This window comes from Pseudomonas sp. P4_D7 (assembly GCF_056401755.1).
The window spans coordinates 35,123-48,002 of the sequence record NZ_JBFUIR010000003.1 but is presented as its reverse complement, the minus strand read 5'-3'; the positions used below and the strand labels follow the sequence as shown (position 1 = coordinate 48,002).

The 12,880-nt window shown below is 60.3% G+C and carries 11 protein-coding genes; 7 read left to right on the top strand and 4 right to left on the bottom strand.

Annotated elements, in window-relative coordinates; all coding sequences use genetic code 11:
* The first annotated feature begins 106 nt into the window (after positions 1-106).
* A complete protein-coding gene (locus AC1DVF_RS03340; RefSeq protein ID WP_460129181.1) occupies positions 107-877 on the top strand; it encodes an alpha/beta hydrolase in 771 nt (256 codons plus the stop codon).
* Positions 878-965: 88 nt separating this feature from the next.
* A complete protein-coding gene (locus tag AC1DVF_RS03335; RefSeq protein WP_186624590.1) occupies positions 966-1,832 on the top strand; it encodes a CAP domain-containing protein in 867 nt (288 codons plus the stop codon).
* On the opposite strand, the gene AC1DVF_RS03330 is transcribed toward AC1DVF_RS03335, so the two are convergent.
* The 3 genes from AC1DVF_RS03330 to AC1DVF_RS03320 form a co-directional block, all read right to left on the bottom strand.
* Positions 1,802-2,743 (bottom strand): DHH family phosphoesterase, encoded by a 942-nt coding sequence (locus AC1DVF_RS03330; RefSeq protein ID WP_477782000.1) that lies wholly within the window; start codon positions 2,741-2,743, stop codon positions 1,802-1,804. The two genes, AC1DVF_RS03335 and AC1DVF_RS03330, sit on opposite strands and share 31 nt — an antisense overlap.
* 101 nt (positions 2,744-2,844) lie before the next feature.
* Positions 2,845-4,128 (bottom strand): Zn-dependent hydrolase, encoded by a 1,284-nt coding sequence (locus AC1DVF_RS03325; protein WP_477781999.1) that lies wholly within the window; start codon positions 4,126-4,128, stop codon positions 2,845-2,847.
* Positions 4,129-4,272: 144 nt separating this feature from the next.
* Positions 4,273-5,757 carry an NCS1 family nucleobase:cation symporter-1 gene (locus AC1DVF_RS03320; RefSeq protein WP_175553932.1) on the bottom strand — a complete coding sequence of 495 codons (1,485 nt, stop codon included), beginning with the start codon at positions 5,755-5,757 and terminating at the stop codon, positions 4,273-4,275.
* A gap of 625 nt (positions 5,758-6,382) precedes the next feature.
* On the opposite strand from AC1DVF_RS03320, the gene hydA reads away from it, so the two are divergent.
* From hydA to preA, 3 genes are all read left to right on the top strand, one after another.
* Complete coding sequence (hydA, locus tag AC1DVF_RS03315) at positions 6,383-7,822, top strand: dihydropyrimidinase (RefSeq protein WP_477781998.1); 1,440 nt, start codon at positions 6,383-6,385, stop codon at positions 7,820-7,822.
* A 158-nt stretch (positions 7,823-7,980) separates the two neighbouring features.
* Positions 7,981-9,348 (top strand): NAD(P)-dependent oxidoreductase, encoded by a 1,368-nt coding sequence (locus AC1DVF_RS03310; RefSeq protein WP_477781997.1) that lies wholly within the window; start codon positions 7,981-7,983, stop codon positions 9,346-9,348.
* On the top strand, positions 9,349-10,623 hold the full coding sequence (gene preA / locus AC1DVF_RS03305) for an NAD-dependent dihydropyrimidine dehydrogenase subunit PreA (RefSeq protein WP_093440896.1): 1,275 nt from the start codon (positions 9,349-9,351) through the stop codon (positions 10,621-10,623).
* A gap of 250 nt (positions 10,624-10,873) precedes the next feature.
* Here preA and AC1DVF_RS03300 read toward each other — a convergent pair whose 3' ends face one another.
* Entirely contained in the window at positions 10,874-11,494 is a 621-nt protein-coding gene (locus AC1DVF_RS03300) for a TetR/AcrR family transcriptional regulator (protein WP_007919317.1), read from the bottom strand.
* 139 nt (positions 11,495-11,633) lie between these two features.
* Here AC1DVF_RS03300 and copC point away from each other — a divergent pair, with 139 nt between their 5' ends.
* Both copC and copD read left to right on the top strand, forming a co-directional pair.
* Positions 11,634-11,996, top strand: coding sequence for a copper homeostasis periplasmic binding protein CopC (gene copC, locus AC1DVF_RS03295; protein WP_477781996.1), 363 nt, complete (start codon positions 11,634-11,636; stop codon positions 11,994-11,996).
* Positions 11,997-11,999: 3 nt separating this feature from the next.
* Positions 12,000-12,857, top strand: a complete 858-nt coding sequence (gene copD / locus AC1DVF_RS03290; protein ID WP_460091328.1) for a copper homeostasis membrane protein CopD — start codon at positions 12,000-12,002, stop codon at positions 12,855-12,857.
* Positions 12,858-12,880: the final 23 nt, after the last annotated feature.

Below are 12,880 nucleotides of genomic sequence, written 5' to 3'. Positions count from 1 at the left end.
TCCCCTGCTGCGTGGATCTGTTGCCTGTTGTGTGTGCGAGCGGCCCGGTGGCAGGGCTGAACTACACTGCGACAGCGATCCTTCACACACCGTTAAAAGTAGCCGAATGTCCCGAACCCTGATGCCACTCGTCGCATTGATCGTTGCCGTGTACCTGGTGCTGTGCGCGGCGCTGTTCTTTTTTCAGCGCTCGCTGATCTATTTTCCGCAGCCCAATGCCGTCAGCGGCAGCGACTCACAACTGATCCTGTCGATGCCGGACGCGCGGGTTTCAGTGATCACCCGCGAGCGTGTCGGGCCACGGGCGCTGATCTATTTCGGCGGCAATGCCGAGGACGTGTCGCGCAATCTGCCGGAGTTTACCGAGGCGTTTCCCGAATACGCGGTGTATCTGCTGAACTACCGCGGTTTCGGTGGCAGCGGCGGTTCACCGTCGGAGGCGGCGATTGCTGAGGATGCGCTGGCGCTGTTCGATCAGGTCTACGCCAGTCATCCGCAGGTGGCCGTGGTCGGGCGCAGCCTCGGTTCCGGCGTCGCCGTGCGTCTGGCCAGTCAACGGCCGGTGCAACAGCTGATTCTGGTGACGCCTTACAACAGCCTCGAAGAAATCGCGGCGCGCCAGTATCCGTGGGTGCCGGTGCAGTGGTTGCTCAAGGACCGATTTGAATCCGGCAAGTACGCCGCGCATATCCGCGTGCCGACGTTGTTGCTCGCGGCCAGTGATGACGAGGTGATTCCGCGCGCCAGCACCCAGCGTTTGCTGGAGAATTTCCCGCAAGGCGTGGCGGTGCTCCGGGTGGTGCCGGATTCGGGGCATAACTCGATCTCGGATCGTGCGCAGTATTTGCAGTGGATGGGGGACGTTTTGAATCGGTGAACCAAGTCCCGATTCTCCAGTCCTACTCGCGCCGCTTTCTGCGGCTCACTCAACTTTTGCGCTGTCCCTCTTCAGAGCTGCCCGTCTCATGCGCCACGCCGTTCGTTCGTCTCGCTTCGTTTCGCTGTGCCTGCTGATCCTTTCGCCGCTGTTCGCGGAAACCGCCCATGCCGGTGCCGAGCGGCAACTGGTGGCCGCCATCAACGACTATCGCGCCCATCCACAACGTTGTGATCGACGCCCGGCACAACGCCTGGCGCCGTTGGCGCTGAAGTCGAACCTGGCTTTGCCGATCGGGTATCGCTACGCCGGCGGCATGCGTGAAGCGCTGAAGTCGTCCGGTTATTCCGCCATCGCGGTGCGCAGTATTCGCGTGATTGGGGCCGAGGACGCCGAAGAGGCCTTCGACTTGCTGCAAGACGAACACTGCGCCGCGCTGCTGGATGCGAGCTACGCCGACATCGGCATCAGTCGTTCGCGTAATGAATGGCAAGTGGTGTTGGCGCAACCGGTGCTCGACAGCCGCGTTGGCGATAACCGCAGCGTCGGCAAGGCTTTGCTCGCTGAGGTCAATGCCGCGCGCGCCCGGCCACGGATGTGCGGACGCCAGCGCTTCGCCGCCGCCCGGCCGTTGAGCTGGAACGCAGCACTGGGCGCAGCCGCGCAGGGGCACAGCAAAGCCATGGCTTACGGCAACTACTTCGCCCACCGCGATCCGGACGGCGACCTGCCTGCCGATCGCGCCCGTGCAGCCGGCTATCGCGGTCGGCAAATCGGTGAAAACATCGCCGCCGGACAGAGTTCACCGGGCAAAGCCATGGCCGGATGGCTGGCCAGCCCCGGGCACTGCGCCAACCTGATGAACCCGATGTTTACCCAGGTCGGTGCCGGGTTTGCCAGTGAAGCGCGCAGTGATGAAGGGGTTTACTGGACGATGGTGTTTGGTGCGCAGTGACTGCCAGCGTCCAGTGCCAATTTCAACAGTTCCTTGCGCAGCATTGAGGGTGCGCGCACGGCCAATCCGCCATGCCAGTCGAGTGGCAACAAGCGACTGAGCTTTTGCTGGCTGACCTCGGCTGGCGCCAGAAAGCAGCTTTCGCGGTCGCGGATACTGATCACATTCAGCAGCCAGTCATCGCCCTGCTCTGCCATCCAGCAATTGATCATCGGCCGGTGCTTTTGCAGCAAGGTGTCGGCATCCCAAACAGTCATTTGCGCGAAAAAGCATGGCAGGTTGCTCTCGGGTTTCATCCGTTTCGAGTCGGCTGCCAATGCAGCGGCAAGGTTCGACTCGATGTTGGCCTGGCACTCGAGAAAATATTGCCGAGGCCAGTCTGCCGGCAGTTTTGCCCGTGAAGCGAGGTCGGCGTAAGCCTCGATGTCCGCTGGCGTGGTCATCTGCCCGGTGAAATTCTGCGTGTTGTCGAGAATCGCGGTGGCCAGCAAAGCGGCACTTTGCACGCTGATCTGCGGCAGCACACCGGCCGCCTGCCAGCGCTGAAAAACCTGAGTCGCTGCGGCGCCGATCGGGCGGATATCGGCAGCAGATCCAAGCTTCTGCTGCCAATAGTTTTCGTAGCCTGGATGATGGTCGATGACCTCCACCACCCGTTCAAGCACCACCAACGGGTCGAAATGGTGATAGTCCGAGACATCGACCAAGACAAACTCATCGTCCGATGTCGGCTGGTAGTCGTGAAACGCCGCGCCCCAGCCGAGCACGCTTGGCGAAACGCTGGCGTTGGCAGGCGCGCTGCTGACGGCGCGGGCGGGAATGCCTTGCAGGTTGAGCAATTCGGCATAGGCAATGCAGCAGGCGTAGGCGTCAATGTCCAGATAGGACGCGCCGGAGGTGATGATTTTCATGGGCCGGCAACATCGCACAGGTTTGTGACGTTTGGGTGACAGGAAAAGATCGCAGCCTCGTTACACTCGACAGCTGCTGCAAGGCTGCGATCTTTTCATCTTCAAGCCGCCCGCTGCCCTCCCGCGACCATCGCCGAAGCCGCCAGCATCGCCCGCAATAACACCGCACACCCCGCCGCCAGATCATCCGGCGCGGCGTTCTCGATTTCGTTGTGGCTGATGCCGCCTTCGCACGGCACGAAGATCATTCCGGCCGGGCCGAGTTCGGCGAGGAAAATCGCGTCATGTCCGGCGCCACTGACGATGTCCATATTCGACAAACCCAGCCCTTTCGCTGCGCCGCGCACCGCTTCCACGCAGCCCTTTTCGAAGTACAGCGGCGGGAAATCGGCAGTCGGGGTCAGTTCGTAAGTCAGGCCATGTTCTTCGCAAGTGGCGTCGATGACGTGCTTCACTTCGGCAATCATCGAGTCGAGGCGCGCCGGTTCCAGGTGACGGAAATCGAGAGTCATGCGCACTTCGCCGGGAATGACGTTGCGCGAGCCGGGATAGGCTTGCAGGCAACCGACGGTGCCACAGGCATGGGGTTGATGGCCGAGGGCGGCGCGGTTGACCGCACCGACGATCACCGAGGCGCCGACCAGCGCGTCTTTACGCAAGTGCATCGGCGTTGGACCAGCATGGGCTTCGACGCCGCGCAGCTTGAGGTCGAACCACTTCTGCCCCAACGCGCCCAGCACGACGCCGATGGTTTTCTGTTCGTCTTCGAGGATCGGGCCTTGTTCGATGTGCGCCTCGAAATAGGCGCCGACCTTATGCCCGCTGACTTTACGCGCACCGGCATAGCCAATGGCGTTCAGCGCTTCACCGACGGTGACGCCATCGGCATCGACTTTGGCGAGGGTTTCTTCGAGGGTGAATTTCTCGGCGAACACCCCGGAGCCCATCATGCACGGGGCGAAGCGCGAGCCTTCTTCGTTGGTCCAGACCACCACTTCCAGCGGCGCTTCAGTTTCGACGCCGAGGTCGTTGAGCGTGCGCAGGACTTCGACGCCGGCGAGTACGCCGAAGCAGCCGTCGAACTTGCCGCCAGTCGGTTGGGTGTCGATGTGGCTGCCGGTCATCACTGGCGGCAGGTCGGGATTGCGTCCTGGGCGACGGGCGAAAATGTTGCCGACGGCATCGACCGTGACGCTGCATCCGGCGTCCTTGCACCATTGCACAAACAGGTCGCGGGCCTGGCGGTCGAGATCGGTCAGGGCCAGGCGACAGACCCCGCCCTTGACCGTCGCGCCGAGTTTGGCCAGTTCCATGAGCGAGGCCCACAGGCGGTCGCGGTTGATGTGCTGATGGCTCGATTGCAGAACGTCTACGGCTGCGTTCATGGGGATCTCCTCAGGCTGCTTTTCTTATGAGTTTCTTCAGATAAATCTCTGCCGTAAGTCAGGCCGCCTTCGCGAGCAAGCTCGCTCCCACATTTGKAATGCGTTCACATGTGGGAGCGAGCTTGCTCGCGAAGAGGGCTGCATTCACACCGCAGATTTCACTACTGACGGACTAGCACGCATCACGCACAACCCGTAATAAATAATCCCGCCCAGCGCCGAACCGGTGAACCAGCCATAGCTGTAAAACCAGCTGAACGCATCGCTGCCCAGCGACATCACGGTCAACACCACCGGTACGCCAAAGGCAACAAAACCGGCCCAGTTCCACGCTGGATAGACGTCGTCGCGGTACAACCCGGCGAGGTCCAATTGCTGTTTCTTGATCAGGAAATAGTCCACCACCATGATCCCGGCGATCGGTCCGAGCAGGCTCGAATAACCGAGCAGCCAATTGGAATAGACACTTTCCAGACTGACCTCGGAAACGATCCAGCCGAGTTTTTTCAGCAGTTCATGCCCCATCAGCAACAGCCCGACCAACCCGGTCAGCAACACCGCTTTGGTGCGGTTGATCACCTTGGGCGCGATGTTCTGAAAGTCGTTGGTTGGCGAAACGATGTTCGCGGCAGTGTTGGTCGATAGCGTGGCGATGATGATCAGTGCCATCGCCACCGCGACCCATACCGGACTTTGGATATGGCCGATCAGCGTCACCGGATCGGACACCGTCACACCGACCAGTTTCACCGACGCGGCAGTCATCACCACACCCAGCGCAGCGAACAGGAACATGGTCAGCGGCAGGCCGATGATCTGCCCGAGAATCTGATCCTTTTGGCTCTTGGCGTAACGGCTGAAGTCGGGAATGTTCAGCGATAATGTCGCCCAGAAGCCGACCATCGCCGTCAGTCCGGCGGCGAAGTAGCCGTAGACGCTGGCACCTTCGGGGCGTTTGGCCGGGATCGCCATCAACTCTGTCATCGACACATTGGGCATCGCCCACACCAGCAGACCGATGCCGACCGCCACCAGCAACGGCGCCGACAAGGTTTCCAGCCACTTGATCGACTCAGCGCCGCGAATCACCACCCACAGGTTCAGCGCCCAGAACACCATGAAGCCAATCACCTCCCCCGTGCCGCCGAGGGATTTCCAGCCCTCGAACACCGAGCCGAGAAACAGGTGAATCGCCAACCCGCCAAACATCGTTTGAATACCGAACCAGCCACACGCCACCAACGCACGAATCAGACACGGCACGTTGGAACCGAGAATGCCGAACGACGAGCGCAGCAACACCGGAAACGGAATGCCGTATTTGGTGCCGGGGAAAGCGTTAAGTGTCAGCGGAATCAGCACGATGATGTTGGCGAACAGAATCGCCAGCAGCGCTTCACCGACGCTCAAGCCGAAGTACGCCGTGAGCACGCCACCGAGGGTATAAGTCGGCACGCAGATCGACATGCCGACCCACAGCGCGGTGATGTGCCATTTGTTCCAGGTTCGTTCATGCACCTTGGTCGGTGCCATATCGTGGTTGTAACGGGGACTGTCGAGGACGTCGCTGCCGGCTTCGAGCTCAAACAAGCCGTCGCGCTCGGTCACTTGCGATCTGATCTGTTGCATGGCCGCTCCACTGTTCTTCTGATTATTTTTTGCTCATCAGGCGGCTGGCACACGCGGGTGCGAGCCGGACGATGGCCGGAGGAACTGACAACTTTCGTGCACCGGCCAAGGTGTCAGCGGCGGCATCAATAAACGTGCCGGGTGCCCCGCTTACGCATCGGGCCGAGGGTCAAACGCTTTGCAACTTTCTGATATTCATCAGTTTTAATTATTCACCGGGTGAGTTCACGGAAACTTGTCTGGGCGCTCAGGCTAAACACTTGGCAAGTTGTCCGAACAGACAGGACTCAAACTGGTGCACTGCATTTATTTTCATCGTGAGCGAGCAGCCGCAGCTCAACTTCAAGCGGCTGATTTCACATAGGAAATCTTGCTCATATTTCCATCCTGTCAAGTGCGTCAAAATGGTGAACAGCCTCACCATTTTGGTGATTTACGTTTTTTATCGTTATTTTTCATACACTTAAAACAGTCATAAGCTTATAAAAAATAATCTTGCTCTATTGCAAATCTGCGACTAGTTTCTATTCCTGACAGCGCTGACAGGAATACGCCCTGCATCGCCGTACATCAATAAAACATCTAGAACCGGCACAAGTCGGTCAATGCCTGCGAGGAACTCGGAATGTCTCTGTTGATCCGTGGCGCCACCGTTGTTACCCATGATGAAAGTTATCGCGCCGACGTCTATTGCGCCGACGGCGTGATCAAAGCCATCGGTGAAAACCTTGATATTCCCGCCGGCGCCGAAGTGCTCGACGGCAGTGGTCAATACCTGATGCCTGGCGGCATCGATCCGCACACGCACATGCAACTACCGTTCATGGGCACCGTGGCCAGCGAAGATTTCTATAGCGGCACGGCGGCCGGTCTGGCCGGCGGCACCACGTCGATCATCGACTTTGTAATTCCCAATCCGCAGCAGTCGCTGATGGAGGCCTTTCATCAGTGGCGCGGCTGGGCGGAAAAGTCGGCTTCCGACTATGGCTTCCACGTCGCGATCACCTGGTGGAGCGAGCAGGTGCGTGAGGAAATGGCCGAGCTGGTCAGCCATCACGGGATCAACAGTTTCAAGCACTTCATGGCTTACAAGAACGCAATCATGGCCGCCGACGACACGCTGGTGGCGAGTTTCGAGCGCTGCCTGGAACTCGGCGCGGTGCCGACCGTGCACGCGGAAAACGGCGAGCTGGTTTATCACTTGCAACGCAAGTTGATGGCGCAGGGCATCACCGGGCCGGAGGCGCATCCGCTGTCGCGGCCGTCGCAGGTTGAAGGTGAAGCGGCGAGCCGGGCGATTCGTATTGCTGAAACCATCGGCACGCCGTTGTATCTGGTGCACGTTTCGACCAAGGAAGCCCTCGACGAAATCACTTATGCGCGCAGCAAGGGCCAACCGGTGTACGGCGAAGTGCTGGCCGGGCATTTGTTGCTCGACGACAGCGTCTATCAACACCCGGACTGGCAGACCGCTGCGGGTTACGTGATGAGCCCGCCGTTCCGTCCGCGCGGCCATCAAGAGGCGCTGTGGCACGGACTACAAAACGGCAATCTGCACACCACCGCGACTGACCACTGCTGCTTCTGCGCCGAGCAAAAAGCCGCCGGCCGTGATGACTTCAGCAAGATCCCCAACGGTACGGCGGGTATCGAAGATCGCATGGCGGTGCTGTGGGACGAAGGCGTCAACAGTGGTCGTTTGTCGATGCAGGATTTCGTCGCTCTCACCTCCACCAACACCGCAAAGATCTTCAATCTCTATCCGCGCAAAGGTGCGATTCGCGTCGGCGCCGATGCCGATCTGGTGCTGTGGGATCCGCAAGGCAGCCGGACCATTTCCGCCAAGACCCACCATCAGCAGGTGGACTTCAACATCTTCGAAGGCAAGACCGTGCGCGGCGTGCCGAGCCATACCGTCAGCCAGGGCCGGGTGGTCTGGGCCGATGGCGACCTGCGTGCGGAGCGTGGGGCCGGGCGGTATATCGAACGGCCGGCGTATCCGGCGGTGTTTGATTTGCTGAGCAAGCGGGCTGAGCTGCACCGGCCCACTGCTGTGAAACGCTGAAATCCAGGCCTTCGGCCTTCGCGAGCAAGCTCGCTCCCACAGGGGAATGCATTCCAAATGTGGGAGCGAGCTTGCTCGCGAAGAGGCCATCCCGAACGCCACAAAAACCACTGCCCGACAGAGGCAGAGAACCTCAAATAACCGTGAGGCACAAAACCGTGATCGAGACCCTGCACCATCTCCCCCACCCGCACGAAAGCGCGGCCGCCCTCGCCGGGCATTTCACCGATCTGGCGCCGCCGCTCAATGACCGGCAGGCGCATCTGGAAGCCTCGCGCTGTCTGTATTGCTACGACGCGCCGTGCGTCAATGCGTGCCCCAGCGAGATCGACATCCCGTCGTTCATCCGCAACATTCATCAGGACAACGTCCCCGGCGCAGCGCAGAAAATCCTCTCGGCGAACATCCTCGGTGGCAGTTGCGCGCGGGTCTGTCCAACCGAGATCCTTTGCCAACAAGCCTGTGTGCGCAACAACGCTCAGGAATGCGCGCCGGTACTGATCGGCCTGCTGCAACGCTACGCCGTGGACAACGCGCACTTCAGCGAACATCCGTTCCAGCGCGCCGCAGCGACCGGCAAACGCATCGCCGTGGTCGGTGCCGGGCCGGCCGGTTTGTCCTGTGCGCATCGCAGCGCCATGCACGGTCATGACGTGGTGATTTTCGAAGCGCGGGAGAAGGCTGGCGGCCTCAATGAATACGGAATCGCCAAGTACAAACTGGTCGACGACTACGCGCAGAAGGAACTGGATTTCCTTCTGCAGATCGGCGGCATCGAGATTCGTCACGGGCAGAAACTCGGCGAGAATCTGACCCTCAGCGAACTGCATCAGCAGTTCGACGCGGTGTTCCTCGGCCTCGGCCTCAATGCCAGCAAACAACTCGGCCTGCCCCACGAAGATGCGCCGGGCCTGCTCGCTGCCACCGACTACATTCGCGAATTGCGCCAGGCCGATGACCTCACGCAATTGCCATTGGCCGAACGCTGCATCGTCCTTGGCGCCGGTAACACCGCGATCGACATGGCCGTGCAAATGGCTCGCCTCGGGGCTCGCGACGTCAATCTGGTGTATCGCCGGGGCGCTGCCGACATGGGCGCCACCGGCCATGAGCAAGACATCGCCAAAGCCAATCAGGTGCGCCTGCTGACCTGGGCACAACCGGAAGAGGTGCTGCTCGACGCTCAGGGCCAGGTGAGCGGCATGCGTTTCGCCCGCACCGATCTGGTCGACGGTCGATTGCAAACCACCGGCGAGACCTTCGAACTGGCCGCCGACGCGATCTTCAAAGCCATCGGTCAGGCCTTCGACGGCAGCGCCCTCGCCGACCCGTTGGCCCGCGAACTCAAGCGTCAGGGCGAACGCATCTACGTTGATGAAAACCTGCGCACCAGCATCCCCGGCGTGTATGCCGGCGGCGACTGCACCAGCCTCGATCAGGACCTCACCGTGCAAGCCGTGCAGCACGGCAAACGCGCCGCCGAGGCGATCAATGCTCAACTGATGCTTAACGTGGAGGCTGCGTAAATGGCCGATCTGTCGATTGTCTTCGCTGGCATCAAAGCGCCGAATCCGTTCTGGCTGGCCTCTGCGCCACCGACCGACAAAGCTTACAACGTGGTCCGCGCCTTCGAAGCGGGCTGGGGTGGCGTGGTCTGGAAAACCCTCGGAGAGGATCCGGCGGCGGTCAACGTGTCGTCGCGTTACTCGGCGCACTACGGCAATAACCGTGAAGTGCTGGGCATCAACAATATCGAGCTGATCACCGACCGTTCGCTGGAAATCAACCTGCGCGAAATCACTCAGGTGAAGAAGGACTGGCCGGACCGCGCGCTGATCGTTTCGCTGATGGTGCCGTGCGTCGAAGAGTCGTGGAAACACATCCTGCCGCTGGTGGAAGCCACCGGCGCTGACGGTATCGAGCTGAATTTCGGCTGCCCGCACGGCATGCCTGAACGCGGTATGGGTGCGGCGGTCGGTCAGGTGCCGGAATATGTCGAGCAAGTCACGCGCTGGTGCAAAACCTATTGCTCGCTGCCGGTGATCGTCAAACTGACGCCGAACATCACCGACATCCGCGTCGCCGCCCGCGCCGCCCATCGCGGCGGTGCCGATGCAGTGTCGCTGATCAATACGATCAACTCGATCACCAGCGTCGACCTGGAACACATGGTCGCCCTGCCCACCGTCGGCAGCAAAAGCACCCACGGCGGTTATTGCGGCTCGGCGGTGAAGCCGATTGCGCTGAACATGGTCGCCGAAATCGCCCGCGACCCGCAGACCCAGGGCTTGCCGATCTGCGGGATTGGCGGCATCGGCAGTTGGCGCGATGCGGCAGAATTCATGGCGCTGGGCAGCGGCGCGGTGCAGGTGTGCACGGCGGCGATGCTGCATGGGTTCCGCATTGTCGAGGAGATGAAGGATGGGTTGTCGCGGTGGATGGACAGTCAGGGTTACGCCAGCATCGCCGAGTTTTCCGGGCGCGCGGTGGGCAACACCACGGACTGGAAGTACCTCGACATCAACTATCAGGTGATCGCGAAGATTGATCAGGATGCGTGCATTGGGTGCGGGCGTTGCCACATTGCTTGCGAGGACACTTCACACCAGGCGATCAGCAGTCTGAAGCAGGCGGACGGTACGCATAAATATGAAGTGATTGATGAGGAGTGTGTGGGCTGCAATCTGTGTCAGATCACGTGTCCGGTGGCGGACTGTATCGAGATGGTGCCGATGGAGACTGGGAAGCCGTTTCTGGACTGGAATCATGATCCGCGCAATCCGTATCACGTTGCGGTCTAGATCGCCGACTGATCCAACAGCCCCCTCACCCTAACCCTCTCCCAAAGGGAGAGGGGACTGATTGGGGGATGCTTCAGAAATCCACCGACCTGAACGATTTGCTTTGAATCCATAGTCGAAACAGCCACAGGCTCGGACGGCTTTGAATCCACAATCGACGCGGTTTTTCAGGTCGATGTACTTCGAGAGACACCTCGGTCAGCCCCCTCTCCCTCCGGGAGAGGGCTGGGGTGAGGGTTGGCTTTTGCTTTTAGGGTTCCAACCCGATCCCACGCAATATCACACTCGTCACCGTCTGCACCGCCCGTTCAAACTGCATGTCCGACAACGGCTGATGCTCATTCAGAATATTCACCTGATGATCAAAGTCAGCATAGTGCTGCGTCGACGCCCAGATCATGTACAGCAAACTCGACGGCTCCACCGGCAGAATCCGCTTGTCCTCGACCCACTGACGAATCTTCGCTTCCTTCATCTTCGCCCAGTCATACAGGCTGACATCCAGCGCCTCGCCCAACGTTGGCGCGCCGTGGATGATTTCGTTGGCCCAGACTTTCGAGCCGTACGGTCGGCTGCGCGAGTGGTTCATCTTGGCGCGGATGTAGCTGCTCAGCACCACGCGCGGATCGTCGAACATCTCAAAGCACAGCGCATCCTGTTTCCATACTTCCAGCAGATCGAACAGCACCGCGCTGTACAGCTCGCTCTTGGTGCTGAAGTAATAATGCAGATTGGAACGCGGCAGCTGCACCTCAGCCGCGATGTCGGCCATGGCCGTGCCGCCGAAGCCTTTTTCGGCGAAGACTTTTTCCGCCGCGAGGAGAATTTTCTCGACGTTGTTGCGACGAATCTCGATCTTGTGATTGCCCATAAGGGCTCCCTGACAACAGCGTTGCCCAAGACTAGCATCCGCTCTGGTCTGCGGGCGACCGCTGCAAACAAAACTTCGTACTGGTGTGAGCGGATGGCTAAACTGACGCTTCTTCGATCCTGCCTCAGAGGTATCCGCGATGCTGTTCAAGAACGTCCTGACCACCACTGCCCTGCTCGCTTCGCTGTTCGCGGCATCTGCCGTATTTGCCCACGCCCACTTGAAAAGCCAGACCCCGGCGGCCGACAGCACCGTCGCTGCTCCCGCCGATTTGCGCTTGACCTTTTCCGAAGGTGTCGAGGCCAGTTTCACCAAAGTCACCTTGACTCGCGATGGCGCACCGGTCGCGGTCAAACCGCTGAACACCGAGGGCGACAAGAAAACCCTGATCGTTACCCCTGCAGCTCCTTTGAGCGCCGGCGAGTACAAAGTCGAATGGCACGCAGTGTCGGTCGACACGCACAAAAGCGAAGGCGCCTACCAGTTCAAGGTGAGTCAGTAATTCATGGGTGAAGCGCTGGTGCTGTGCCGCTTTGTGCATTTCATCGTGGTGTTGATGCTGTTTGGGGCTTGGTTGTTCAGGCCGTTGCTGCTCAAGGATGAAGCGCCGCAAGTGGATCGGCACCTGGCGCGACTGGCGCGTTGGCTGGCGACTGTGGCACTGCTCAGCGGGATTGCCTGGGCGCTGTTGATCACCGCGAGCATGGCCGGTTCGGCAGCGGCGGCGTTTGACCCGGACACGGTTGCGCTGGTGCTGGGCAATACGTTTTTTGGTCAGGTATGGCGCTGGCATTTGCTGATCAATGCCGCGCTGTTGGCGCTGTTGTTCACGCCTTGGCATTCAAGCATGCCGTTGCGACTGGGCTTGAGCGCCTTGCTGCTGGCGACTCTCGCTCCGGTCGGACACGGCGCCATGCTCGACGGGTTGAGTGGGCAATTGCTGATTCTCAACCAGATCGTGCATCTGACCTGCGTGGCGGCGTGGCTGGGTGGTTTGTTGTTGCTGGTGATGATTCTGCGTCAGCCGACGGAACCGATGCGTGAAGTGTTGCGGCGTTTCAGCGGTGTCGGTTATGCGCTGGTCGCGGGGCTGCTGCTGACGGGATTGATCAATGTGCGCGTGCTGACCGGCCAGTGGTGGCCGACGCCGTTGTTCAGCGGGTTTGCGTTGATTCTGTTGATCAAGGCGCTGATCGTGCTGGGCATGCTTGGCTTGGCGCTGTTCAATCGTTTGCGGATTGATGATTGCGAGCAGCGGATGGGCACGCTCAAGCGCAGTGTGCTGCTGGAGTGGTTGCTCGGCATTGGCGCGGTTGCGGCGGTCTCGCTGCTCGGCACCCTACCCCCGATGATCACAGGATAAACACCGTTCAACTGTGGGAGCGA

Coding starts and splice junctions, on each gene's coding strand:
- AC1DVF_RS03340 (WP_460129181.1), top strand. CDS start 107: ATGTCCCGAACCCTGATGCCACTCGTCGCATTGATCGTTGCCGTGTAC.
- AC1DVF_RS03335 (WP_186624590.1), top strand. CDS start 966: ATGCGCCACGCCGTTCGTTCGTCTCGCTTCGTTTCGCTGTGCCTGCTG.
- AC1DVF_RS03330 (WP_477782000.1), bottom strand. CDS start 2,743: ATGAAAATCATCACCTCCGGCGCGTCCTATCTGGACATTGACGCCTAC.
- AC1DVF_RS03325 (WP_477781999.1), bottom strand. CDS start 4,128: ATGAACGCAGCCGTAGACGTTCTGCAATCGAGCCATCAGCACATCAAC.
- AC1DVF_RS03320 (WP_175553932.1), bottom strand. CDS start 5,757: ATGCAACAGATCAGATCGCAAGTGACCGAGCGCGACGGCTTGTTTGAG.
- hydA (WP_477781998.1), top strand. CDS start 6,383: ATGTCTCTGTTGATCCGTGGCGCCACCGTTGTTACCCATGATGAAAGT.
- preA (WP_093440896.1), top strand. CDS start 9,349: ATGGCCGATCTGTCGATTGTCTTCGCTGGCATCAAAGCGCCGAATCCG.
- AC1DVF_RS03300 (WP_007919317.1), bottom strand. CDS start 11,494: ATGGGCAATCACAAGATCGAGATTCGTCGCAACAACGTCGAGAAAATT.
- copC (WP_477781996.1), top strand. CDS start 11,634: ATGCTGTTCAAGAACGTCCTGACCACCACTGCCCTGCTCGCTTCGCTG.
- copD (WP_460091328.1), top strand. CDS start 12,000: ATGGGTGAAGCGCTGGTGCTGTGCCGCTTTGTGCATTTCATCGTGGTG.